Below are 21,082 nucleotides of genomic sequence, written 5' to 3'. Positions count from 1 at the left end.
ATCCCGCATCTCCAATAAATATCAGCGTGAACTGCAACAAAAATGGATTGTAGTCCCACCGCAGACAGATCGGCATCTATCTGCAAAAATGGTATAATAAATGATTGGAGGTGATCCAATGCCAATGCACGACTGGACAAGAGTAGAAGCTGGTATTTACCACGATTTTCATTTGGAATGGATATCATCCATCAAACAAGCACTCAATCGTGGTTTGCTGCCTTCTGATTACTACGCACTGGCAGAACAGATTGCGGTTGGATTTGGTCCCGATGTCTTGACCCTTCAGGAAGTTGACGAAGAAGACCCTCCTTCCACTGGGGGAACATTACTGCAAATGAAGCCCCGAACCCGCTTTTTTGCAGAAGAAATACCCGACGATAAAAGACGCACCAGCCGGATTTCTGTGCGGCATGTCAGCGGAGATCGCGTCATTGCGGTCATCGAAATTGTTTCTCCTGGCAACAAAAGCAGCCGCAATTCGTTTGAAGATTTTGTGGATAAAGCGATCACATTATTGCAAAAACGAGTTCATTTGCTTTTGCTGGATCCATTCCCACCCACCAATCGAGATCCAGCGGGCATTCACGATGCGATCTGGGAGGAATATACGGTCAAAAAATTTGCACTGCCTCCAGAACAACAACTGACAATGGTAGCGTATGAGGCATCCACTCCCACGCGGGCCTATATTGAAACACTGGCAGTGGGAGAACCCTTGCCCGAAATGCCACTGTTCCTTGCACCCGGATTACACGTTCCAGTACCGTTAGAAGTCACCTATCAGGCTGCATGGGAACAGGTTCCTGCACGTTGGCAACGGGAAATCGCCGGCACGAATTAATGAGGAATTCCGGCCAATTTCTCATAATAAGACAACACTTTGTGCATTCGCCGTTCAAGGTAATTTCTCGAAGACACTTCTAACTCACTTCCATTGGTTATTTCCTGCTTTTTCGGCGATCTCTTGAAAAAGTTTCACTTGGAATGTAACCCATACTAGAGGTTTTTTTGCGCATTTTCTTGGGGACAGGCAATGCCGGGTATGGAATCAGTCGAAGTTCTTGGCTTCAATATGAAGCTGATCGGAAAACGGTCAAAAAAGAAAGTGCTCATTTCTGCGGGAAAAGAAGCAGACAAGATTCGAATGTTTCCCGCTCTGGAAAAATTATCGCGGCTGAATGTGGAGTTTTTTGCCACCCCGGGAACCTACCGGTTTTTGCAGGACCGCCAGATTCCGTGCGAACAAATCCACAAAATTGCCGATCGTCGCGAACCAAATATCCGCTCATTTTTGAACGATAATCGGCTCGATCTGGTGATCAATGTGCTGACGGGCAATAATGATTACGATGAAACCAGCGATTGCAACCTGATTCGTCGATTGGCAATCGAAAACGGCATCCCACTGTTCACTGATGTGGATGTGGCGCTGATGACCATTGAGCAGATTGTCCAGAAGGACTCGGAAGGCCACTACCGGTATAAGGTGGACGACCGGACCCGTCCGTGGGACATGCAGACGGAATTTCTGAAATTAGTCGGCGAGCAGGGCGGGTTTGCCAATTACCACGCCCACTTCGATAAAGCGTATCTGATTTCACTGGAAAATCTGCGGCTCAGCATGGTCGATATGCAGAAAAAGTGGGATCTGTACAAGCACTTGAAGGAAAATTACACCCACGAAGACCTGGTGGAACGCATCAGCCGTGGTTTGCAGAAAATGATCGATCAGGGGGTGGCTTACTGTCGCACGATGGTGGATGCGGACAGTATTGTGGGCACAAAAGCGGTCGAAGCGGCTCTGGAAGTGAAGAAAAAGTTCGCCAAAGAGATTATTTTTGAAATTGGGGTGCAGCCACTGCAAGGTGTACTCGACCCGCAAAGTCGCGAGATGTTTGAAGCGGCATGTTCCATGGCCGACCTGGTGGGTGGGCTGCCATCCCGTGATCGCCCCACGCCCGAGAAACACCTGGATATTATCATGTCGATTGCCAAAAACCTGGGTAAGCGACTGGATGTCCATGTCGACCAGGAAAACAACCCCTATGAAATTGAAACAGAAATGCTGGCCCGCAAAACCATTGAACATGGCATGGAAGGTCGTGTATCCGGCATTCATGCAATTTCTGTTTCTGCGAAGGCCGCTTCGGAACAGGACAAAATCATTAAGCTGGTGAAAGATGCGGGTGTCAGCATTATTTGCTGCCCGTCTGCGGCACTTAGCATGCGTCAGTTGGATATGCCCGCACCACTACACAATTCGATTGCCCCAGTCACCAAACTGCTGGAAGCGGGAGTGCCAGTTTACCTCGGGGTGGATAATGTGTACGACCTGTTTATGCCATTTGTCGATGGGGATATGTGGTTTGAATCCCGGCTGCTGATGGAAGCCTGCCGCCTGTACGATATCGATCAGGTGGTGAAAATTGTCACCGACAAAACGGGCTACGATCCCACACCCAAAACCGCTGCCTGACGCCATCGTTCTTTCAGGATGGGCAATCAGCCCACATGAAAGGAATCTCATTTTTCTGAATTCATGTGATAATTTTTGACGTAACTTTATATCAAATAATAACTTACGTCAATTGATATCGGGATGATTCCGTCGATTTAGTAAAAATGGTTTCAGGGCAAAACTGTTCGTTCAGAAATGCTATTCTGCACAGGGCTTTTTGAAGCAATCGCCCAGCTTTTGCATGAAGTCTGCTTTCCAACTGCTTGAACCACAGGTGCTGAAGCAGGGATCGCACACAGGTTCGCATTTTGGCACCATTCGGCAGTTCACCGTGGTGTGGCAGTACGATTCCATGGAGCAGATGGTTTTCGGAACGCATCGTACTCGTTCTTCGGGAATCAGTTTGCAGGTAGTGTAAGGCACGCAGCACACTTTTTCTTCTGCAACCCAGTTGGTTTTGCAGCAGCGAATGGTTCGTACCCGTTCTTCCGGCACCATTTTGCATGTGGTGTAAGGAATCTGGCACACTTTTTCTTCTGGCACACTGTAGCAGTGGCGGCGGGTTTCGTACCGCACGTGCTGTTCCGGCACCACTTTGCAGGTGGTGTAGGGAATCCGGCGAACGTGGGTTTCCGGCACGGTGTAGCACTGGCGGCGAGTTTCGTACCGCACGTGCTGTTCCGGCACCACTTTGCAGGTGGTGTAAGGAATCTGTTTCACAAAACGATCGTATTCCACGTGGCAGCGGTAACGGGTTTCATGACGAACATGCTGTTCGTATTCCATACGACAGGTGGTGTAAGGAATCTGGCACACCTTTTCTTCCGGCACGGTATAGCACTGGCGACGGGTTTCGTACCGCACGTGCTGTTCCGGTACTACTTTGCAGGTGGTGTAAGGAATCTGGCACACTTTTTCTTCTGGCACCGTGTAGCAATGCTTACGGGTTACGTACCGCACGTGTTGTTCATATTCCATCCGGCAGGTGGTGTAAGGAATCTGGCACACTTTTTCTTCTGGCACTGTGTAACAGCGATAACGTGTTTCGGTGCGGGTGCAGGTTTCCGGTACCTGCCGACAAACAGTGTAAGGTTGATCCACGTAGGTGGTGTAGCATTCTGTGCGGCAGTAAGGCACCTGAACGGTGTAGGTTTCTGTTTTGCACACATTGGTGGTGCACTGTACGGTGCGGTATTCTTCTTTCGGGCACCACACTTTGCGGCAGCACCAGGTTCCAGGGCACTGTACTTTTTGTACCACGCAGCTGCCTGGGCAGAATGTGCACTTGAAAGTACATGGGTCGATGTCCCACTTGCCAGGTAACTGGCAGGTCTGGTCAACAACAGGCCCGGGGATGTATTCCCGAACTTCTTTCCATTCCCCACCACATACTTTGACGCACTGTTCCGTGGTAACGGGAACCATCACCTGGCGGGTGCGGCATTCCGTTCGACATTCCATCACCTGACGGGTTTGCACCACAGGGACCTTGCGGCAATGTTGTTCCTGAACGGTACGGTAGACTGTGTAAGGAACTTCTACCTGATATGGTTCAGTTACTTTCCGGTGCACCACGTAGCGATGTTCTTTCACATGCTGTTCATGCACTGGTTTGCAGGTGGTGTAAGGAATGGCCACCTGGTATTCCTGCACCATCGGCCGATGAACCGTGTAGCGGTGTTCCCGCACGTGCTGCTGATACTCTTTGCGGTAAGTGGTGTAAGGAATGGCCACCTGGTATTCCTGCACCATCGGCCGATGCACTGTGTAGCGGTGTTCGCGAACATGGTGTTCGTAAACAGGTTTGCAGGTTTTGTAAGGAATGGCCACCTGATAGGGGGTCACTACTTTGCGTGGCACCACGTACGGGATTTCCCGCATGTGCTGTTCATATTCCTTACGGTAGGTGGTGTAAGGAATAGCCACCTGGTATTCCTTCACCATTGGTCGATGCACCGTGTATGGCACTTCCTTGACGTGGTGCTCATACTCTTTACGGTAAGTAGTGTAAGGAATGGCCACCTGGTATTCCTGCACCATCGGCCGGTGAACGGTATAGCGATGTTCACGAACATGTTGTTCGTAAACAGGCTTCATCACCGTGTAAGTTTGCTGCACATCGTAGTGTTCGACGACGGGCTTGCAAACGGTGTAACGGTGTTCTTTGACGTGCTGTTCGTAAACAGGCCGCATCACTGTGTAAGTTTCCTGTTCCATCACCGTCTGATAGACAGGTCGTTGCCGTACCTCGGTGCACGTCTCGTACACCGGTTCGTAGCGGATGCGATACTGCACTTTGGGCATTTCGCATGGGTCAGCGCAGGTGGCTGCTGCCCCAGAATAAGAACATAACCCGCAAAACGCCCCCTGTACGTTGGGAGCAATGATCAACACCAGAAACACAGGTGCCAATCGCAAAAACATTTTCCTAAGCATGGAAAAGCGCCTCGATGTAAATTCGAGTGTTGTAAGTGCCTTCCTGACGCGATTCCTTCGGTATTCCGTTGTTATTCTGGCAGCGCCCCGCTGCTTCGCAATCCGAATTCATGTTAATTTACACAAGATGCGTTGTCTGGGGGTGTTACTGCATGAATCTTGATCTCGAACAGACTATTCAGTGCAATCTGCATAATTGCTATAATTGCTGAAATCCAAATGATCCTCGATGTTTCCCATGCAACCTTCCACCATCCTCGACCGTGAAGAATACATTGAGCAGGCATATTTTTTTCGCCTGTTTCGGGAGCGGCTGGGCGAAAATCTGCCTGCACAGGAAATTCTGACCATGGCGGATCAGGAACTGCTTTCTTCCACTCGCTTACCTATGGCGGTGCAGTTTCTGGCCAGCGAAATGAAGCATTCGGGCCTGCTGGGGAGTGGATTTGATCGTCTGTCGCACTATTTCCATCGTTTTCAGGCTTTTCTGATGAACGAATCGGAAGATGAAGACCGTAAATTCACCACCAACGTGGCATTACTGGTGCTGGAACGGGAAGCCTATTACCGTGGGAATCAGCCCACACCCGCGGGGCTGTTTGTCTTTCAATTTGAAACGATTACCCGCAACCGCCTGAACTACTTCCGTGGCATCGATGCCATGCTGGAAGACCCGATCTACGATTCGGACTGGCGTGGGTTTCTGGCCAACGTCCGCAAACAGGTGGGCACCACCGATTTCTGCGAACTGATATACCGCCGCTCTCAATGGATTGTGCTGGAACAGAAACGCCTGCACCCCAACTACGAGCCCAATGTACCCATTCTGTTTGCCGAAAAAGAAGGCAAAATCGCCAAAGCCAGTCGTGGGCGGGATCCCTTGTTTCTGTTTGCAGCCTTACAACGGCAGTTAGGCTATCCGGAAGTTCCCAAACCGAAAAAGAAAGATGAAGCTGCCACCCAGTTGGAAATGCTGCAACATAAGGTGCGCGAAATGGATGCCCGCCTGAAACTGGTGGAAGCCGAAACCCGTGGTGGGCCGATCGACTTACAGCAATTTATGGATAAACCACTACCCACAGATGATGAGTAATACGATGTATGACTACCTGATCTCCGGTGGGACAATTGTTGATGGCAGTGGGCTGCCACGTTACCAGGCCGATCTTGCCATCGTGGGCGACCGGATTGCCGCAATCGGGAAGTTTCCGAATGCTGTGGCAGCCAGGCAGATTGACGCCCGTGGCCTGATCGTGGCACCTGGGATGGTGGATGCCCACGTCCATGGCGACCTGATTCTTTTCCACGATCCGACCCACGAAGCGGCGATTCGTCAGGGGGTTACTACCTATATCATTGGGCAGGATGGGGTGGCAATGGCACCAGCGGGCCCAAAAACTCTCGACTACATGCGTCGTTACACTGCCGCATTCAATGGAAATTACCCCACGCCGGGCCTGGACTGGCAGACACTCGAAGAATACCTGAACTGTTTCAACAACCGCGTTGGGATGAACGCGGCAGCATTATTACCAAATGGTAATATTCGCATGGAGGTGATGGGTCTGGAAAAACGCCCACCGACTGCCACAGAATTGAAACAGATGCGGCACCTGGTGCGTGAAGGAATGGAACAAGGGGCCGTGGGGCTTTCCAGTGGGTTGGACTACATCCCCAGCCTCTATGCCGACGTTGCCGAATTTGTGGCACTTTGTGAAGAAATTGCCCCATACAATGGCGTCTACGTCACCCACATGCGTGGGTATACGCCCGCAGCGTATCTTACTGCCATGGAAGAAGTTGCGCAAATTAGCCTGGGGGCGAACTGTGCGGTGCACATTTCCCACTTTAATTCTGTGGCGAGCATGGTCATCCCAAAAATGGATGAAATGCAGGCACGTGGGGTCGACCTGACATTCGACCTCTACTGCTACCTGTTTGGTTCCACCTTACTGAACATGCTCTGTCTGCCACAGGAAGTTCAATCTGGTGGGATTGAAGCCACCCTGGAACGCCTGCGGGCCGATGATATCCGTCAGCGAATGCGTGGCTGGATGGATAATCCACGCTTTGACATTCGCAAGATCATCTTAGGATCGGTGCCTGCAGCACAATTTCAGCACCTGGAAGGGAAAACGCTGACCGAAGCGGCAGCAGATACCGGACTGGCGATCCCGGACCTGATTATTGAATTACTGCTGGCGACGCAGTTAGCCACCAATGGCATCTGCCCACATCAGCCTGGGCGGAACGATCAGGATATTGTGGCGTTGATGCGGGATCATCGGATGATGGCCGGCTCAGATGGCATATACGTTGGTGGGCACCCTCACCCACGCGGACGAGGTTGTTTTGCCCGCTATCTCGGTCATTATGTCCGCAATGGTGCGTGGACACTGGAACAAGCGGTGATGAAATGCAGCAGGCACCCAGCCCGTCGTCATGGTTTGCACGACCGTGGCCTGCTGGCACCCGGCTGTGCGGCAGATATCGCTGTTTTTTCTGCCACAGAGATTCAGGACCATGCCATGTTTGAACAACCGAATCTGCTGGCCACGGGCATGCACCACGTGCTGGTAAATGGCATACCAGTATTGCAGGAGGGAGTAATGACTAACTCCTTGCCTGGCAAAGGTTTGCGACGGACATTCTGATGCAGGACACCCCATCCGAACCGTTAACCGTTCTGGAATGTTTGTTGTTACCCCAGGGTCAATCGGCGTTAGAAACAGCAGCCACGCTGGTGCCCACGGAAGACAAGTTTTTGCAGCACTTTCAGATGCTAAGACGACAGTTTGATGATTTGCTGGCGAAAGCTGCTTTGGGCATGGCCATTCTCCGCACGCGGGGTGCGACAAAATTCACCCACGCGGGGCATATGTATTTTGAAAAGACAGCACTGGAACAGGCGAGTTCGGAAGCCGTAGCCACTTACCGGGCAAGACGTTACGCCGATATCCCCAGAGTGGCTGACTGGTGCGCCAGCATCGGCGGTGATACCATCGCCCTGCAACAGGTAACAAACGTAGTGGCCATTGACAGCGACCCCTATCGCTTGCGATGTGCGGAGTTGAACTCGGCAGTTTACCCCAGGCACGGTGGGGTAGAATTTCTGAATGAAGATCTCTTTCAATTATCACCAGCAAAGTATATTTTTGTTGATCCATCTCGCCGATCTGGCAGCAAACGAACGGTCAAAGGTGAAGAATATCAACCAAAGCTATCAGAAATAGTCACTTTTGCCGCCCAATCGCAAGGCTTGGGAATCAAAGTCGCCCCCGCAATCCCGTGGGTGGAACTGGAACAATACCGCGAAGCGGAAATTGAAATGATTTCCCTGCATGGCGAACTGAAGGAAACCATGTTGTGGTTTCACGACCTGAAATCGGCCAATTTGCGCGCCACCGTGTTGCCTGGCCCGCACCACCTGGAAGCGGAACAGGCAGAAGACGCACCTGTGACCAGCGAGATTCACGAATATCTGTACGATCCCGATCCTGCAATTGTCCGTTCGCAACTGGTGGGCAATCTGGCTAATCAGCTCGATGGGGAGCAGTTTCACCCAGCGATTGCCTATTTCACGTCGAATGAATGTCGCCCCACGCCATTTGCGACGGTTTTCCGCGTGATCGCCCACTTTCCGTACCACTTGAAACGATTGCGGGCGTGGCTGCGAGAACACAACGTCGGTCGCGTGACGATCATGAAACGAGGTTCGAAGCTCGACGCGAATGAACTAATGCCACAATTGAAGCTTTCTGGTACGGCCCACTACTGGCTGTTTCTGACCCAAACCGAAATCAGTCAGCACATCATTGTGGGGGACTTGCTGCACCGCGGCTTGGAATCTGTTCAATAGGCCATGCGAACTAATCCCAATTGGCGAAACTGAATGGCGTCGTTTCAGGCTACTTGCCAATCTTCGATCATCAAACCAGCAATTCTGTGCAACTCTGCAGTATTGTGGGTAACAAGAACACAATTATTTGCTAATGCAATTGCAGCAATTAACATGTCGTTACTTCCAATAAGCAAGCCTCGTTCTGTAAGATCTGTTCGTAGCAAACTGTAGGAAATGCAGCAGCATCATCGAAAGGGAGTGAAGAAAAGAGTTGCCTGATTTGCTGAACACCCAAAGCATTTTTTGCTCGGTGCTCAGGAGCTGATCGCTCGACACCGAATAACAGTTCTCCAACAACTACAGAACACAAAAAGATCATCCCTTGTGGTTTTGACTGAATCTGTGAACTGATTTGTGGTTGATTTTGGCGTAACCAACCAATACATGTGTTCGTATCATGTAAATAAGTCAATTGAATGACTCGAGTATTTCTAGTGGCAATTGCGTTGTTCGTACGTATGTATGATCGGAAATGCTCCCTCCCAATGATTGAACAATCGAACACCATTCTTCATGGGGCAATTGCTTTCGGACTGGTTCAATCACGATCCGCACTGGTTGGTTTGCGCTGTTCATGCCAACAGGAACTTTCAATTCGAGAGTCCCATCAGGACCAACAACGGATTCAATTACAATATGGCTCATTTTCGCTCCTTTAGTTATCATACAGCATTGCAATCTTCACACAAAGACTATCCTGTAGGTAAACTGGATCATGTAAGCTGATTTTGAGCAAACAAGGAACATCGGAACAACGCGAATACGTGCCAAAGCCTGGAAGGGCCTGGCAAAGTTGTCTTCGAATCCTCCAGAACGAAGCCAGTCATCAAATCATTGTTCGATTTGCTGCACCGCGGGGTTGACCTGGGACATTCCAAAGTCTTCTGAAGATCCGTTTGAAAATTATCATTTTTGCGATAGTTCAGCCACTTCTCATCTGTTACAATGCATCTTGCTTTTCAAAAAGCATTTTTCTGTTGAAATTTTTAGTGGAACGATGAAGCAGTGAATTTTTGGTCCACTCTACTAATGTTGGCAATGGCGTTGTACGTTTTCACGATGCCAGTGATTTCCATTGCGATGATCGTTTCGGGTATCGCAAGATTAATCGCTGGTGGTCAAAACCGTTTCTGGCTATTGGTGAAAGTGATACTCACCATTGTAGTCTGGTTCGTACTTTCAATTGTGATGCTGTGTGTTAATGTGGATCACATTATGCATGAATTAGAAAATCTTGTGCCAAACAGAATTCGCCAGCTTTCCATAGCATTTTTGAATTACATTTACACGATCGTTGGACTTGTTGTGTATTTTCTGGTGTTCAGGCCAGTAAAATGGAACATTTTCTACTAATTGCGTTTTTTCTGTACAATCGCTTTAGGTTGATGTGCAGTCTCAGTACGACACCATTTTTGCAGAGCGGATGCTTCCTTGCTTCATCCTTTTGAAGGATAAATACGGTGCGAATGTTCGCAGCGTGGCAATTCTGGCCACTTCCAACCAAAGTGCTAACGAGGGGATATGTAAACGCACTCATTTTTCTGTTCAGGCAGATCGTGTGCGATATCCCGATAACGCTGCAACCAGCAGATTCGAAAATACAGAGCACAAATCGCTTGTACCACCGCTATCCAGTAGTTAAAATACTCTCATTGCTATCTCAATTAGATTCATTAAGCAAAGCAAGTTTTCTTTGCCCTAAGATGGCAGAAGTCCTTGGGAAATACGATGAGCGACCAGCCGAAACAAGACCCCACGCTGTCGATTTCAGCCGACCAGGCGAAACTCGCTGGTGCCCTGCCAGAAGTTACCAATTCGATTGCAGACCCAGCAGTGACGACGGGTGCCGATTACGCCACAATTACTGAAAATACACCCAAACCAAATTCAGTTCGGTATGAACTTGGGGCCGAAATCGCCCGTGGTGGCATGGGGGCAGTTTTTCGCGCAATCGATACGGTGTTTGGACGTGAAGTTGCTGTAAAGGTATTGCAGGAAAAATACTCTCCCACATCGGGAGCAGCACGCCGGTTCGCCGACGAGGCCCGCATCTCCGGCCAACTCCAGCACCCGAACATCCCTGCCGTGTTCGACCTCGGCACCCTGCCCGACGGCCGCCCGTTCCTGGCGATGAAGTTGATCAAGGGGGAGACCCTCGACGACCTGCTGAAGGGCCGCACCGGCCCGGCCGACGACCGCGGGCGGTTCGTGGCGGTGTTCGAGCAGGTGTGCCAGGCGGTGGCGTACGCCCACGCCCACCAGGTCATCCACCGGGATCTGAAGCCGGGGAACGTGATGGTGGGGGCGTTCGGCGAGGTGCAGGTGATGGACTGGGGGCTGGCCAAGGTGCTCGGCACGCGGGAGGCGGAGCACACCGACCCGGACGCGACGGCCGCCCCGACGGCGATCCAGTCGATGCGAGAGACGGACAGTGCGTTCACGCAGGCAGGGAGTGTGCTGGGCACCCCGGCGTACATGCCACCGGAGCAGGCAGTCGGGGCCATCCACAAAGTGAACCAACAATCGGATGTATTTGGGCTAGGGGCAATTCTCGCGGTCATCCTTACTGGCAAAGCGCCGTTTGCGGGTTCGTCAGCCGAAACTACCCGTCTTCAGGCAGCCCAGGGTAATGTCGAAGAATGTTATGCCCGCCTCAACGAGAGTGGGGCGGAGCCGGAGCTGGTGGCCCTGTGCAAGCGGTGCCTGAGCAAGCGGCCCGACGACCGGCCGGCGGACGCGGGGGCGGTGGCGAAGGCGGTGGCGGCGTTGCGGGCGGCGGCCGACGAGCGGGCCCGCCAAGCGGAGTTGCACCGGGAGAAGGCCGTAGTGGAGAGCCGCGAACAGCGGAAGCGGCGCAACGTGATGCAGTGGGCCGGCGGGCTGATCGCCGGCGTGCTGATGATCGGGGTCATGAGCACCACCATGGGCTTGCTCGAAGCGAAGAAGCAAACCGACATCGCTCGGGAACAAGAACGGATTGCAAGGACGGAGACGGAGGCGAAGGAACAGGCGTTGGCGGCCGAAACGGTGGCCCGCAAGGACGAGCAGCAAGCGAACCGTGAACTCTGGGCCGGGTTGGATGCCATGACCGGCGACATCGTGGGAGATTCCCTGGGTGCCCAGGAGGATGTGAGCGAGGGGCAGCGGAAGTTCCTGTCCACGGTGCTGCCGCTGTACCAGAAGTTGATGGCGAAAGCGGGGGCCGACGCGGTCTCACGGAAGCGGGTGGCGGAGGCGGCGCTCCGCGTGGGGGAGATCGAGTCCCGGATCGGTCGGAAGGAAGAAGGCGCGGCCGCCTACCGCCAAGCGCGCGAGATGTTCGAGCAACTGGTGGCCGAGTTCCCGACCGATCCCGCGTACCGTGCGAACCTCGCCAGCAGTCACCACAACTTAGGGCAGGTGCTGAAGGATCTGGGGAAGTGGGTGGAGGCGGAGCAACAGCACCAGACGGCGCTGGCGGTTCGGGAGAAACTGGCGGCCGAGTTCCCCGCCGACCCGGCGTACCGCTCGGCCCTGGCGGGGAGCCATAACAGCCGGGGGAATGTGCTGCGGGCGCTCGGGAAGCGGCCGGAAGCGGAGGCACAGTACCGGACGGGGCAAACGATCTACGAGAAGCTGGCGGTCGAGTTCCCCGCCAACTCCAGGTACCGGTACAGCCTGGCCGGGGTTCACGACAACCTGGGAGGGTTGTTGAGGGAACTGGAGAAGCGGGCGGAAGCGGAACAACAACACCGGATGGGGCTACTGATCTACGAGAGGCTGGCGGCCGAGTTCCCCGCGAACTCGGCGATTCAGGTGAAACTGACCATGTGCCATAACAACCTGGGGTACGTGCTGCAGGACCTGCGGAAGCGGGCGGAAGCGGAGGAACAGTACCAGAAGGCGCTGGCGATTCGGGAGAGACTGGTCGTCTACTTCCCTGCCGTTCCCGAGCACCGCTCGCAGCTTGCCAAAATCCACCTCAATCTGGGAAGTCTGCTTCATGATCAGAAGAACTGGAGCGAGGCGGAGCAGCAGTACCAGAAGGCGGTGTCAATCTACGAGAAGACGGTGGACGACTTCCCCGCAGTCCCCGAGTACAAGGTGCACCTGGCGGGCAGCTACTGCAACCTCGGCAACGTGACGAGTGCCGGCGGTAAGCCGGCCGACAGTCTGGCGTGGTACGAAAAAGCCATCGGCACACTGCACCCCATCCACGAGGCCGAACCCCGGGAAACGACCACCAGGCTGTTCCTGCGAAACAGTCACTGGGGTCGGGCCAGGGCGTACGACCGGTTGGGGAAGCCCGCAGAAGCCCTCACGGAATGGGACCGGGCGATCGAACTCGGCGCGAACGACCGGCTTCTACCTCTGCTTCGCGCAAAACGCGTGACCTCGATCCTGAACGCCGGGCGAGTGGACGACGCACTGCTCGAACTCGAGGCGTTGCGGAAAAGCGTTTCCTTCGGCTGGCCAGACGAGTTCCTCTACGGCTTCGCCTGCGTGTACGCCGCCGCCGCGGGAGCGAGTGAGGACAACCAAGAAGGGTACGCCGCCACCGCGGTGCAACTGCTGCGCGACGCGGTACGTCGCGGGTACAACGATGTGGATTCACTCAAAACCGATAAACATCTCGACCCCATCCGCGACCGTGATGACTTCAAGCAGCTCCTGAGCACGGTACGCGAAACCGACCCCATGCCCCGGCTGGTGAAGTGAACTTTCATGCTCCCCGGACCATGAAGATGAAGTCGTTCACCACGGGGGCAGCTATTGCCGTGGTACGGGTGGTTCGTGGAGAGCCCGGACGACCCGCGTGGTTGGGGAGATTGCGGCCAAACGAACGGGCACGACTGGCGGAACTGGAAGCTGTTCAACTGGAAGGGGACCGGCAGAAAGCCGAAGTGCAGGCGAAAGAGCAAAGGAAGAGGCGACGGCTGTGGCTGGGGGCGACAGTTGCCGTGGTGCTTGTGCTGATTGTGGGCACAACGGTAAGCTTCCTGAAGTACCGCGACGCCGAAGCACAGAAAGGCATCGCAAACGAGCGGCGGAAGGAAGCCGAGACGGAAGCTGACAAGGCGACGAAGGCCCGGGAATTCCTGGTGAGCATCTTCCGGAAGGCCGAGACGGACGTGAAGGGCGGGAACGTGACGGTCCTGCAACTGCTGGCGGAGGCGGACACGAGAATCCCATACGAGTTCGCGGACCAGCCGGAATTGCAACGGAAACTGGTCGCAGCCCTCGGGAGCGTGAGGCGCGGCATTGCCCGACGAACGCCCCAGGCGATGATCCTGCAAGTGCGCGGGGTGGTGCAGTTGCACTCGGCCACCGGGGTGCCTAAAGCGGCGGTACCTAACGCACTGGTCAACCTTGATGACCGGCTGACCGTTTCGGCAGATGGCCAGGTTCAACTGGTCTTCCTGTCGGACCTGCACAAGGAGTGGGTGCAGCCAAGCCGGGAGGTGACCATTGCGACAGCCGGCTGTGAACCAGCCGACGCCGTGCTGGAACGCGACTCCAGTATCCTGATGACCTTCGTGAAACTGCCGAAAGGGACGACCTACCTGGGTTGGGACGGCACGCCTGGTTCGGCGAAAAAGACAGAGATCGAGGAAGACTTCGAGATTGCCGTGCACGACGTGACGCAGGGCCAGTGGGAGGCAGTCATGGGCAAGAACCCGAGCGATTTCTCCCGCACGGGGAACGGCCGGAACAGCCTTCTGGACCTTTCGGACGAGGAGTTGAAGCTGTTCCCGGTGGAGAATGTATCGTGGGACGACTGTCAGGAGTTCCTCAAGAATCTGAACGAACAAGAGCGTGGGCGAGGATGGGTGTACCGTTTACCGACGGAGGCGGAGTGGGAATACGCCTGCCGGGGTGGGGCTACTTCTGAAGATGAATGTTCGTACCGCTACTACTTCGCGAAGCCAACAAACGTCATTTCCTCGACCCAGGCAAACTTTTTTCATGGCGATGGCCTCAACCTGCGGCGGCCGACTCGGGTTGGTGCGTACCCCTCCAACAAGCTAGGGCTGTGCGACATGCACGGCAATGTGTGGCAATGGACCTCCACCGCCCGCGGGGCCTCACTCCGGGTGTTCCGCGGGAGAGGCTGGGGCAGCAGCAGCATCATGTGCCAGGCATCGAGCAACGCCAGGGCCGAGCCGTCATTTCGGGGCAACGACCTTGGCTTGCGTCTGGTCCGAGTTCCGTCGGCTCCGGCGGGCAAATAAAGCTGTTTTTAGAAAAATGAGATCGATTACACTAATTTCTGCTTATTCCTCTTCATCTTCCTCATACATTTCACTGCTGACGGTGCGAAGTGGCATCACGGCACCCTGGGCGTTGATGGTGTATACCATCTTGTCCGATGTCAATTCGGTAGTACGGCGGAGATACTTGGTTTTCACCGTTACGTTGCCACTCATCAGCAATTCGCCGGTGGCACTCATGATCGTCAGCTCGTCGCACGTACCTTCCAGACCGGGCCCAAAGAACTTCACTTTGCCTTTGGCGGTCAGGCCGGTCATGGCAGAAGAGGTCTTCTGATCTTCATTTTTACGGATTTCAATGCTGTCGCCATAAACCTTGAACAGTTGATCCAGAGTTTCCACATTCCGGATTTCGAAACGTGGGCGACCATCGCCCATCCGCAGCACCACTTTAAACTTGGACTGTACCTGGATGCGGTCTGGTTTGGCTTCCGGAGGAATGGGTGCTGGCATGGGTGCCTTTACTGAAGGTGGCTCCACTGGCGGAATATTATTTGCTGGCAGTTCTGGCTGCACCGCAGGTGGCGTAATTGATGGGGGAGCCATTGGCTTTTCTGGTGCGATTTTCGGCACCGAAGGCGGAGGCAGCATCGGTGATTTTTCGGCTGGAATCGGAATCCGTTCCACAATCGGTGGGGAACTGGGCGGCGTTGCCACTGGTTTTTCGGGCAGCGGTGGCAGAGTATCGGTGGCACCCGTCAGATTGATGGTACCTGTTGGTTTCGCAGGTGGCGTGGGAAGGTCATTCAGCGACGGGATCAGTGGTGCAGAAACGTCTTTCCCCGTACCACTGGTCGGTGGAATTTCATTGGGCAGTTCAATCGGCTTGCGTGGGGCAGGCGGCACCACTTCGGGTATCAGTTCCAGCATTTTCGGCGGTGCCACGGGTGCTTTTTCTGTCCCACCTGCAGGTTTCAGGTCAAACTCCAGGTTGCCCAGTTCCGGCATGGTAATGGTGGGCGGTTTTTCGCTGGCGGGCAGAGTCGGAATAGATGGGATGTCAATTGTCGGTACAGGAGTGTCTTTACTCACTTTCGGTGTGGGAAACTTGTCCGAAGGTGCTACGGCGGCGGGGAGTACAATCGGCGCATCCCCTTTAATGGTCGGTAGTTGCGGCGGGGTGGTTGTTTTATCATCTGCGGTAATGGTGTGGGCTGCATATCCACCTGTACCAATTCCTAACAGGCAGGCGATTAACTTCATCTTGCGACCAATCATCTCGTTCTCCGTGAACATCATGTTCCATCTGTCCGGCAAGACTTGTACCATTTACAAAGTGTGTTGTCTGCGCCAACTCGCCAATGGTGGTAATTTGGCCGAACCCATACGAATAACTGCACTTGACAAAAAAAGGTGGAATCGGCGGATGTCTGCAAAACCACGTGTTTTCGTAACCAGAAAAATTCCCGAAGTGGGGCTGAAAATGATCGCACCGTATTGCGATGCGGAAGTCTGGCCGGAAAAATTACCCCCTTCACCAGAAGTGTTACAAAAAAAAATCGTTGATTGCGTGGGGCTGATTTCGCTGCTGACCGATCAAATTAATGAGAGTTTAATGAGTGCCGCCCCCCAATTGAAGGTGGTTAGTAACTATGCCGTGGGGGTAAATAACATCGATCTGCAGGCAGCCACCCGCCACAAAATCCTGGTGGGCAACACGCCCGGTGTTTTGACGCAAGCCACTGCCGATATTGCAGTTACGTTGCTGATGGCTGCCGCACGGTGCCTGAAGGAAAGTGCCGCCGATGCCGAAGCAGGTCGCTGGCTGACCTGGGATCCGTTAGGCTGGCTGGGTCAGGACCTGCACGGTGCCACGTTAGGCATTGTGGGAATGGGCCGAATTGGCCTTGCCACCGCACAACGTTTGCACCATGGCTGGAAAATGCCCGTGCTGTACACCGCACGCACACCGAAAGTGGATGCGGAGCAGGAACTTGGGGCAAAACGCGTCGATCTTGAAACACTCTTACAACAATCAGACATTGTTTCTGTCCACTGCGATCTGAATAGTGAAACCACGGGGCTGTTTGGTGCGAAGCAGTTTGCATTGATGAAGCCCACCGCCATTTTTGTGAACACATCCCGCGGTCCGGTGGTGGATCAGGTGGCGTTGGCAAACGCACTACGCACAAAACAGATCTTCGCGGCGGGCTTGGATGTCACCACGCCGGAACCCCTGCCACCAGAGCATGAACTGTTCGCACTGCCGAATTGCGTGATTGCCCCACACATTGCCAGTGCCACCGTACACACCCGCAACGAAATGGCCCGAATCTGTGCGGAAAACCTCATTGCTGGCCTGGCGGATAAGCCACTGACCTCGTGGGTCAATCCGTTCTGATGTTGTTCATTCATTGTCACGCCATCCGGAGTAACCGGCAGACTTCCTGATATCCTACTGGATTCCCACCTACGCGGGAATGACGGTTGTTGCACAACCGTCTTAAGGCAAAAAGCAGGGGATACGGAGTTGAATCGAGTAGCAGGCACCTACCCGCAAGGTCATTCCCGCGCAGGCGGGAATCCAGTGCAGAAAACTGGAAGTGTTTTCAAGAATTCTTGAAATACCCCACATTCTCTGATATTCTGTTTTTGGCAATTTTACGCCACGGAGCCCACATGTCGCATCACGTCCACTACCGGTTAGAGCACCAGAGCGGATTGGTGGATTACGAGTTCACTTATGATGGTGCGAATCGGGTGACTTCGGAAAGCCGTGGCACCTATGTGAAGAACTACGATTACGACCGCACCTCGCAGGTGGTGGATGATGGGCTGAGCAGTTACAGTTACGATGCCAACGGCAATCGCACGATGGCGGGGTATTCGGTAGGCAGCAATAACCGCACCAGCACCGATGGCACGTGGGATTACACCTATAACGATGAAGGCTCCATTGTTAAGAAGGAAAATATAAGCACCGGGCTGACCTGGACATATGGCTTTAACCACCGCAATCAGATGGTTTGGGCGGAAGAACGAGCCACCGATGGCGGCACACTGTTGACACGGGTGGATTACACGATTGACGCCTTTGGCAATCTGGTGCAACAGGAAACCGATACAGGTTCGGTTAGTACGGAACGGTTTGCGTTTGAAATTGTTGATACTTCCCCAGGGATTACCCATTCTGTGCACCGCCGTTGGGCCGATCTGGATGGCAGCAATGCAATTATCACCCGCTATCTGGATGGCCTGGCCCGCAGTGATGGCACCGATCTGGAATGGCTGCTGACCGACCGCCTGGGCAGCATCACCGAAATACTTGATGACACCGGCGCGATCGTCAAGGAACTGGAATGGGATGCCTTTGGCAACATCGTCAGCCAATCCGGCAGTGCTGCACTGGGGAACATTGGCTTTACCGGCATGTATTTTGATGCGGCGACTGGCCTCGGTTTCACCAAATACCGGGCGTATAACTTCGACCTGGGCCAGTTCATCGGCGAAGACCCCATCGGCTTTGATGCTGGTGATGCGAATCTAAGAAGGTATGTGGGAAATAATGGGCTGAATGGGACTGATTTGACTGGACTTATAGTTGACGTAGTTAAACTTCAAGAAAGTTTGGGGTTACTAATTTTCGACCTAATTGATGCGGAAGATAGTGATAGCAATATGGTTAGGATTGGACTAATAAATGTTCAAATAAACACGATCCTTGATCAGCTAGTGTTCGAATGGGAGAGGCTACTCAATCAACCATTCAAACAGCAAATCAACAGACCATTGCCCGACTTCTCCAAACCCCAAAAGAATAATCGTCAGATTCTGTGGTACGTTTATGAATTATCAAAAATGAATAGAGGTCCACTGAATCTTAACCCGGTAGATATTGTTAATAGCAATACACTTTCAGAAATTGATAAGAATTTCGGCGAATTGGGCAATCCTAGCTTCAAAGTCAGAGAGAGTGCACAAACAGCTTTAGAAGAAATGTTGCTATGGATTTACGTGCAGAATCCGATGGAATTTTATGCCCTAATAAACAAATACCTTCAAGATGAAGATGCCGAAATAAGCACTCGCACTTCGAGAATTCCAAACAATGTTATTGGACGATTTCATGATATTTACGACATAGAATTTCAGGAAAAAGGTTGGAACTTTAGCTTAATAAACGGTTCGATATTAAATATATCAAACAAAGAAAAAATAAATAGGTATAAACAGTTACTCGTAAAGACTGTGAAAGATCGGCGAGTCGTTAGGGCCGATAAACATATTCTCATAGTCCAATTGCGATATGGGTTTAGCTATCCTGTTGAGACACTGTCAGAATATCTAAAAGATTGATTTTAGTGTAGTTTTATTTTGAGAGTAAACGATAATGTGGCACTTCACAATTATTCTATTGTCGATACTTAATAATCAGCACAGGTCACTGTTAGAACACAATAGTTCAATTAAAACATGGGTAAAGTTTAATGCCACAATTGGCTGGTATGAGAGCGGTTACTTTTCAGATTTTATTAAAATCAATCATTTTAACATAAAGCCAAGAATCCCTTGCATACGATGTGATAACTTCCTTATTGCTGAAAATGAGGCATGTGGTAGCTTACAACAGCCTACATTTAGCCATGGTATCTATATACAAAATTCACAGTTCGGATTAGATTTTCTTAAGAAGGTCGTTAATGACAAATTAAAAGTTCTAACTTTTCAACGATGCAAGCTAAGTGATGAAATGTTTGACTTGATAGCTTCAAATCAGTCGATAGAATCACTGCAGTTTCTCTCAACTAAAGTAGATGGAAAATCACTCGCAAAACTTGGAAAAATGAAAAATCTGAAAAATTTGATGTTGCGAGGCACAAGTACAAGTGACACTGAAATCGGGTGTTTGTCAGACTTTGCTAGTTTAGAAGCGATCTGCTTATCAAATACTCAAGTAAGTAACGATACGTTGTCTGTACTTCTATCAAAACTCGCATCTTTAAAATGCGTCGAGCTAATTTTTCGCAAAGTTGATAATAGACTTATTGACAAAATTACTTCATTAAAGAATCTCGAAGTATTAGCTATCACTGGCGCTGACATTACTCATGATATGATAAAATCAATTTCCAAAGTTAATACTATTAATTTTCTAGATTTGTCTGAAAACAGAATCTCCAATCAATTTCTTGAAGAAATTCAGAGTATGCAGTCACTGTCGGCGTTAGTGCTAAGAAACACTGGGTTAACAAATGCTTCCATTCCCGTTATTGCGAAAATAAAGAATTTATCACACTTATCAGTTTCTTACAATCGAATTGATGATAAAGGAGTATCGCATCTAAAGTCAATGGAAAAACTAACTCATTTTGAAGCGGCTTACACTGACATTAACGGGCTAACTTTGCACGAACTAGATGCAGTTGTTGTACTAGAACTATTCAATTGCAATATGAACGTTGACGCAATTTCAATTATATCAAAATTACCATGCCTTAAATTTATTGATCTAACAAACTCTTACTCACAGCTCGATAACAAGAATTATTCTAGCTTGCTTTGTTCTCCCAACTTATCAAGGTGTCTTCTAGTAAACACATCGTTAACACTTTCTAACATGTCATTTATCCATAAAAATGATTTTTTACATAAACTTGTTTTCAATTAGAGTGTAACCAGTCATCCGCGCAGAGTGGCATTTGGGGCAAGTTTAGCAATGTCAGAATTCGTCATTCCTTTGGTATTCTCGGTTGGCCAGGTAGACGTGAAAATCCCTACTAGTTCGACCTGGCAGAGGCCCGCGTACTCTGGCAAGAATGTCTGGCAGAACAGCCCAGCTTTACCCCCGCTCGGGATGCTTTGCAACGATTGTCTACCTGAGCAAATGATTCCAATTTTCAGCACAAAAATGCACATTAGCGAAGTACTGAACAGTGCATTTGAAATGTATACTTTGCCCGATTCTGTACACTTTGAGATCGCCTTTTCCAACGGAGGGTGATATCGATTTTGGAAAAATTCACAAAATAATTACCATAGACGCAAACTATTTGTGAATAAGCACTTACAGAAGCAACCTCTTCAAAAAACTCG

Annotated in this window: 12 protein-coding genes; 10 read left to right on the top strand and 2 right to left on the bottom strand. The window is 51.7% G+C overall.

The features are described from left to right. The first annotated feature begins 118 nt into the window (after positions 1 to 118). Both R3B84_20280 and R3B84_20275 read left to right on the top strand, forming a co-directional pair. On the top strand, positions 119 to 844 hold the full coding sequence (locus tag R3B84_20280) for a DUF4058 family protein (GenBank protein MEZ6142908.1): 726 nt from the start codon (positions 119 to 121) through the stop codon (positions 842 to 844). A gap of 192 nt (positions 845 to 1,036) precedes the next feature. Continuing rightward, positions 1,037 to 2,479: an amidohydrolase family protein gene (locus R3B84_20275; protein MEZ6142907.1), complete on the top strand. Its 1,443-nt coding sequence runs from the start codon at positions 1,037 to 1,039 to the stop codon at positions 2,477 to 2,479. A 180-nt stretch (positions 2,480 to 2,659) separates the two neighbouring features. Here the strand turns inward: R3B84_20275 and R3B84_20270 are convergent, their stop codons facing one another. After that, complete coding sequence (locus R3B84_20270) at positions 2,660 to 4,879, bottom strand: hypothetical protein (protein ID MEZ6142906.1); 2,220 nt, start codon at positions 4,877 to 4,879, stop codon at positions 2,660 to 2,662. A gap of 256 nt (positions 4,880 to 5,135) precedes the next feature. Here R3B84_20270 and R3B84_20265 point away from each other — a divergent pair, with 256 nt between their 5' ends. The 5 genes from R3B84_20265 to R3B84_20245 all read left to right on the top strand — a co-directional run bounded on the left by R3B84_20265 (position 5,136) and on the right by R3B84_20245 (position 15,010). Next, positions 5,136 to 5,990 carry a hypothetical protein gene (locus R3B84_20265; protein ID MEZ6142905.1) on the top strand — a complete coding sequence of 285 codons (855 nt, stop codon included), beginning with the start codon at positions 5,136 to 5,138 and terminating at the stop codon, positions 5,988 to 5,990. 4 nt (positions 5,991 to 5,994) lie between these two features. Then, positions 5,995 to 7,551: a D-aminoacylase gene (locus tag R3B84_20260; protein MEZ6142904.1), complete on the top strand. Its 1,557-nt coding sequence runs from the start codon at positions 5,995 to 5,997 to the stop codon at positions 7,549 to 7,551. Beyond that, positions 7,551 to 8,756 carry a class I SAM-dependent methyltransferase gene (locus tag R3B84_20255; GenBank protein ID MEZ6142903.1) on the top strand — a complete coding sequence of 402 codons (1,206 nt, stop codon included), beginning with the start codon at positions 7,551 to 7,553 and terminating at the stop codon, positions 8,754 to 8,756. Before R3B84_20260 ends, R3B84_20255 begins: the two co-directional genes overlap by 1 nt. A gap of 1,770 nt (positions 8,757 to 10,526) precedes the next feature. Beyond that, positions 10,527 to 13,496, top strand: a complete 2,970-nt coding sequence (locus R3B84_20250; GenBank protein ID MEZ6142902.1) for a tetratricopeptide repeat protein — start codon at positions 10,527 to 10,529, stop codon at positions 13,494 to 13,496. A 110-nt stretch (positions 13,497 to 13,606) separates the two neighbouring features. Beyond that, on the top strand, positions 13,607 to 15,010 hold the full coding sequence (locus tag R3B84_20245) for a formylglycine-generating enzyme family protein (protein ID MEZ6142901.1): 1,404 nt from the start codon (positions 13,607 to 13,609) through the stop codon (positions 15,008 to 15,010). A gap of 42 nt (positions 15,011 to 15,052) precedes the next feature. On the opposite strand, the gene R3B84_20240 is transcribed toward R3B84_20245, so the two are convergent. After that, positions 15,053 to 16,267 (bottom strand): hypothetical protein, encoded by a 1,215-nt coding sequence (locus tag R3B84_20240; protein MEZ6142900.1) that lies wholly within the window; start codon positions 16,265 to 16,267, stop codon positions 15,053 to 15,055. Between the two features lie 148 nt (positions 16,268 to 16,415). Here R3B84_20240 and R3B84_20235 point away from each other — a divergent pair, with 148 nt between their 5' ends. The 3 genes from R3B84_20235 to R3B84_20225 all read left to right on the top strand — a co-directional run bounded on the left by R3B84_20235 (position 16,416) and on the right by R3B84_20225 (position 20,657). Beyond that, complete coding sequence (locus R3B84_20235) at positions 16,416 to 17,390, top strand: D-glycerate dehydrogenase (protein MEZ6142899.1); 975 nt, start codon at positions 16,416 to 16,418, stop codon at positions 17,388 to 17,390. A 218-nt stretch (positions 17,391 to 17,608) separates the two neighbouring features. Continuing rightward, on the top strand, positions 17,609 to 19,345 hold the full coding sequence (locus R3B84_20230) for an RHS repeat-associated core domain-containing protein (protein MEZ6142898.1): 1,737 nt from the start codon (positions 17,609 to 17,611) through the stop codon (positions 19,343 to 19,345). A gap of 34 nt (positions 19,346 to 19,379) precedes the next feature. Then, positions 19,380 to 20,657, top strand: a complete 1,278-nt coding sequence (locus R3B84_20225; protein ID MEZ6142897.1) for a hypothetical protein — start codon at positions 19,380 to 19,382, stop codon at positions 20,655 to 20,657. Positions 20,658 to 21,082: the final 425 nt, after the last annotated feature.

The organism is Zavarzinella sp., assembly GCA_041399155.1.
In the GTDB taxonomy this organism is placed as follows: Bacteria; Planctomycetota; Planctomycetia; order Gemmatales; family Gemmataceae; genus JAWKTI01.
The sequence above is the reverse complement of the archived record's forward strand: the minus strand, read 5'-3'. Positions and strand labels throughout refer to the sequence as shown.

Bases quoted from the DNA above. Each gene is read 5' to 3' on its own strand.
- R3B84_20280 (MEZ6142908.1), top strand. From the start codon at position 119: ATGCCAATGCACGACTGGACAAGAGTAGAAGCTGGTATTTACCACGAT.
- R3B84_20275 (MEZ6142907.1), top strand. From the start codon at position 1,037: ATGCCGGGTATGGAATCAGTCGAAGTTCTTGGCTTCAATATGAAGCTG.
- R3B84_20265 (MEZ6142905.1), top strand. From the start codon at position 5,136: ATGCAACCTTCCACCATCCTCGACCGTGAAGAATACATTGAGCAGGCA.
- R3B84_20260 (MEZ6142904.1), top strand. From the start codon at position 5,995: ATGTATGACTACCTGATCTCCGGTGGGACAATTGTTGATGGCAGTGGG.
- R3B84_20255 (MEZ6142903.1), top strand. From the start codon at position 7,551: ATGCAGGACACCCCATCCGAACCGTTAACCGTTCTGGAATGTTTGTTG.
- R3B84_20250 (MEZ6142902.1), top strand. From the start codon at position 10,527: ATGAGCGACCAGCCGAAACAAGACCCCACGCTGTCGATTTCAGCCGAC.
- R3B84_20240 (MEZ6142900.1), bottom strand. From the start codon at position 16,267: ATGATTGGTCGCAAGATGAAGTTAATCGCCTGCCTGTTAGGAATTGGT.
- R3B84_20235 (MEZ6142899.1), top strand. From the start codon at position 16,416: ATGTCTGCAAAACCACGTGTTTTCGTAACCAGAAAAATTCCCGAAGTG.
- R3B84_20225 (MEZ6142897.1), top strand. From the start codon at position 19,380: ATGTGGCACTTCACAATTATTCTATTGTCGATACTTAATAATCAGCAC.